Source organism: Arcicella sp. (assembly GCF_964672035.1).
In genome coordinates this window covers 1-5,209 of sequence record NZ_CBABQS010000142.1, presented here as the reverse complement: position 1 = coordinate 5,209, position 5,209 = coordinate 1, and the positions used below count along the sequence as shown (strand labels likewise).

The window sequence follows — 5,209 nt, the reverse complement described above, 5'->3', positions numbered from 1 at the left end:
GAAAATGATTTCAATTTTTTATCCAAATCAAAAATATGCGAAGCCACCATCAACTCATTAATTCCTGTATCTTCAATAAACTCTGAAATACTGTTTCTAATTGTCTCTTTACTTCCGATAAACGTACACGAAAGCATTCTATTGATAGCATTTCTTACTTCTGGAATTTGATAACTTTCAGGGACTGAATTCGATGGGCTTAAAGGTTTTCGCTCATTTGTGATAATTCCAACGAACAAACCCAATAAACTGTTGAATAATAATTTGGCTTCTTCATCCGTATCAGCCGCAATAACATTCACGCAAGCCATCACGTAAGGTTGTTCCAAAACGACCGAAGGCTTGAAATTATCTCGATATATTTTGATAGCATTTCGAAATTGAGCGGGAGCAAAATGGGAAGCAAAAGCGTAAGGAAGTCCCATTTCTGCCGCTAAATAGGCACTATCGGTACTGGAACCTAACATCCAAATTGGAATTTCTAAACCTTCACCGGGAAATGCTCTAACTTTGGCAGTTTGATTTTTAGGACTAAAATACGTTTGCAATTGTCTAACATCAGATGGAAATAGTTGAGCATTGTCAATATTATTTCTCCTTAAAGCCAATGCCGTGGGTTGGTCAGAACCCGGGGCTCGACCCAATCCTAAATCAATTCTATTGGGATAAATGGTTTCTAACGTGCCAAACTGTTCAGCAATTACCAGAGGACTATGATTTGGCAACATTATTCCGCCCGAACCAACCCTAATCGTATTTGTTTTTCCAGCTACATGACCAATTAAAACAGAAGTGGCAGAGCTGGCAATGTATTCCATGTTATGATGTTCCGCCATCCAAAAACGCTTGTAACCTAAAGATTCGGTGTGTTGGGCTATTTTAACGGTGTTTGAGATAGCACTTCTGTGATTTCCTCCTTCCACCACAGTCGCCAATTCGAGTACAGAAATGGGTATTTTTGTCATTGTGTGTATATTCTTTCTTAAACAACACGAAAGCCTGTTTAGAAAGTTTCTATAAAAATTTCTGAATTATACTTTAAACAAAAAGAGCGACCAAATAGCCGCTCTTTTCATTCTGCACAAAAATCTTTTTATTTAATTCTCACCGCTTTTGTTTTGAACATTCCCATCAACGAACCTTTTAAATTGTCGTTATCCTCTTTTTCAAACGTTGCGTTTAAATCATAACTCATCATTTTGAAATATAACGTTAACTTTTCTGGAGTCTCTTCAATTTTATCAATTATAGTAGCTTTACCATCCGCTTTCGCTGTGATTGTACCTTCAAGTTTTCCGTTGTTTCTTACTAAATTTAATAGAAGTTCAGCATCGCCTTGTGGTGTTCCGATGAAAGTTGTTGTCCATTGTCCCGCATAAAAATCAGTATTTACAACCGATGCTTCAGCTTTTGGAGCTTCAACCGTTTCGCCTTCATTAGCCATTTTAAAATCAAATCCCATCACCAACATCAACGATTGACCTTCCGATTTCGGGTTCAAAAATACCGCATAAACATCTTGTAATTTGTCCGTTGCCACACCCGATAAATTGATTGGAATACTTAAAACACTTGGTTTGAAATCCATTTTATCCGAAGGTTCCAAAAATTTAGAAGTACCAATCACTTTCCCCGTTGGACTACCCAAATGAAGTTCTACAATTCCACCAACGGCATTCAATTGAGGTTTTGGCGCAAAAGCCAACAATTGCAATTCTGATAAACCATTTAAATCAATTTGCTTGATTGAAGTATATGCGCCTGATTTTGAAGGAATTGCTAAATTATTTCCACCAAAAGCCATTTTGTTAATATCCACGTATTCATCAAATCCGTGGGCATCAATTTTGGCATTTCTTAACACAAAAGTTTGCTCAGATTTCAACGAAGGCAGACCATTTGCGCCTTGGTCTTCGTAAGACGCACGAACAATATAAACGCCTTTTCCTTTATCTCCAGCTGGTAATTTAGTGGTGTATGATCCGTTTACTGGCAATGATTTTTCTTTCGGCTTTTCATTGTTGATATTCAATATATATTTTACCATTTCAGCCGCATCAGCCGTTGCCAGTTGTGGATGACCTGCCATTGCCACATCTCCCCAAACGCCACTTCCGCCCGCAATAATTTTCTTCGTCAATTTTTCCAAAGCCGAAGCATCACCATTGTATTTTTTAGAAACATCCCGTAAAGTTGGCCCTACCGATTTTTTCTCTTTGGCATGACAAGCCATACAATCGCTACCTTCCATCAATTTTTTACCTGTTGCAAAAGCCGCACTTGCATCCGCCGAACGGTGTCCCATCGCAATCATGTTTTTATCAAACCCTTCTGCCAAGTAGTCAATGCTTACGGCCACTTGCTCAGGCGTGATCCCTTTTGCTAACGTTCCATCTTCTTTATCTTTTACCTTAATTTCGTAGTCAAAAGACTTATTGGCCACGTAAAATGATTTGTTGCTTTTTGGCATTTCCAAACTCAAAACGGGCGGTTCGTTACCTGCAGAAATTTCCATTGATTGCGAATTTATTCCACCTTTTCCATCATTTACTGTCAAAGTCGCCTTGTAAACACCTGAGTTAAGCAAGGCTACATTGGCATCTGGTGTATTGATGAGTTTATTGAATCCCGATTTTGACGTGATTTTCCAAGAATAGGTCAATACATCTCCGTCAGCATCCACCGTTCCTTTTGAAGTCAATTTCAAATTGAAAGGAGTTGCTCCGCCCATTTGGTTTGCAACCATTGCAATTTGTGGCTTGCGGTTTCCTCCATTGTATTCTATCCGAATCAAACGTGCATCGTCATTGGCAGTAAACCAACCTGAACCATATTCAAGCATGTATAAATCTCCATTGTCGGCAAATTCCATATCCATTGGATTACTGAATTTATAGCTTGGCATAAAACGCTCCATCGACTTATAATTGCCATCTTTGTCCATTGTAACGGCCATAATCCAACCACGCATCCAGTCATATTCCAAGAATTTTCCATCGTAATATTTAGGAAAAGTTCTGGCAGCCGTTTTGAAATCTTCTGAATAAAATACGGGGCCAGCCATCGCATTTCTACCGCCGCTACCTACTAATGGAAATTCTTTTGATTCACCGTAAGGATACCAAACGAACGCTTTTTGTGCAGGCGGTAATACTTTTAAACCTGTGTTATTGGGTGAAGTATTCGTTGGGGCATTAGCATCTTGATATTCGCCCGAAATTTTCGTGGCATAATCATATTTACGGTAGGGTTTGTTATCACCTACAAAATGAGGCCAGCCAAAATTTCCTGGTTTACGTGCTTGCCCAACTTCATCATTTCCTTCGGGTCCTCTGGTAGAATCTGGTTTTGAGGCATCTGGACCAACTTCGCCCCAATATACAAAACCCGTTTTCTGGTCAACTGAAATACGAAATGGGTTACGGTGTCCCATCGTGAAAATTTCAGGGCGAGTCAATGCCGTTCCTTTTGGGAAAAGATTTCCTTCTGGAATGGTGTATGAACCTTCAGTAGTTGGCTTAATTCTGATAATTTTACCCCGTAAATCATTCGTATTTGCGGATGATTTCTGAGCATCAAAACCATATCTTCCTTCACGTTCATCAATTGGATTATAATTATCGGCTCTTGGACTGGTATTATCTCCTGTAGATAAATAAAGATTTCCAGCTTTATCCCAGGCAATTGAACCACCAGTATGGCAACATTCTTCCCGTTGCGTTCCAACTTCTAACAATACTTTTTTAGAATCAAGTACCAACTCATCGCCTCTGATTTCGTATCTGGTCAAAATATTTTTTGCGGCTTCTGGAATTGAATAATATAGATAAATCCAGTGATTTTGGGCAAAATTCGGGTCTTTGTTCAAGCCCAAAAGTCCATCTTCACCCATTGATTCTACGCCTGCTTTTGTTACATATTTTGTACTGACTGGAATCTTCGCAATTGTCTTTAATTCTTTCGTTTTGTTGTTATAGAGTCTCACTTCGCCTTTCCGTTGAATGAAAAGTACACGGTCTTTATCCAACACCGACATTTCCATTGGTTCGTCTAATTTGTCTTGCAAAATTACTTTCGTAAAACGATTTTCTTCTGGACGAGCCTTTGAGAAATCAAGCGGTTTTGGCGTTTCACCACCAGAAGTATATTTAATGCCTGCCCAAAGATGATTCAAAAATAGAGGCTCTGAAAAAGTCTCATCAGTATGTCCCATTCCTGTATAAAACGAACGCCCACCGTCAAATTCTTGGTACCAACTCATTGGGTGATTCTCGCCATTTTTGCCTCCTGTATAGCTTTTTTCATCAATTTTTAGGACTACATTTATTTTTGGAGAAATATTTTTGTAACTGTAAAATTCGTCCGTTCTCTCAAATGTATCGGGCATTCCAGCGGTAAATTCGTTTTTCTGAGTCACAAAATATTTACCTTTTTGCACATTGTTTGGCATTGGGTGATCTAAAAACCAAGCACCAGCCATTTGATTATACCACGGCCATTCGTATTCTGTATCGGTTGCGGCGTGAATTCCTACGTAGCCACCACCCGCTTGGATATAGCGTTCAAAAACACTTTGCTGCTCGTTATTCAAAATGTCCCCCGTTGTATTCAAAAAGATAACCGTATTAAATTTCTTCAGATTGAGTTCCGAAAATTGCGTCGCATCTTCTGTGAAAGACACGCCAAAACCTTTTTCTTTGGCCATTTTTTCAAGTGCAATTTTTCCTGCACCAATAGATTGATGTCGGAAGGCGGCGGTTTTACTAAACACCAAAACATTAATTTTGCTTTGGGCTGAAACATTGTGAATGATGATTAACATAAAAAGTGCCTGTATGAGCATTTTTAGGTTAATTGAAAGTTTTCTTTTCATGAAATTATAAAATTGAAGGTTAATATAAATTGGGATTTTTGGGAACATATAAGTATTTGCCACAAGACAAATTCCTTACTGATGAGATTATATTAACGGGAAAATCCAGTTATTTAACAAATGTAAAAAAATAAAATTTATTGTCTAAAATTAAGACAATAAATTTTATTTTTATTCTATACTTGAATAATCATATTTTATGACCGGTAAAATCGAAGGATATGAACTAACTTTACCACAAAAACATCTAAATGAAATTATTTGACGAACACAATTTTATTCATCAGCTCTCAATAGATAGTGTAATATTTGGATATAAGGATGGAGCATTGAAAG

2 protein-coding genes are annotated in these 5,209 nt (G+C 38.0%); both read right to left on the bottom strand.

The genetic code is table 11. The features are described 5' to 3' along the window. Positions 1-965: LLM class flavin-dependent oxidoreductase (locus tag AC1W31_RS20290; RefSeq protein WP_481736325.1), on the bottom strand; the 965-nt coding region annotated here is incomplete at its 3' end. A gap of 128 nt (positions 966-1,093) precedes the next feature. After that, positions 1,094-4,873: a ThuA domain-containing protein gene (locus tag AC1W31_RS20285; RefSeq protein ID WP_481736324.1), complete on the bottom strand. Its 3,780-nt coding sequence runs from the start codon at positions 4,871-4,873 to the stop codon at positions 1,094-1,096. Positions 4,874-5,209 lie beyond the last annotated feature (336 nt).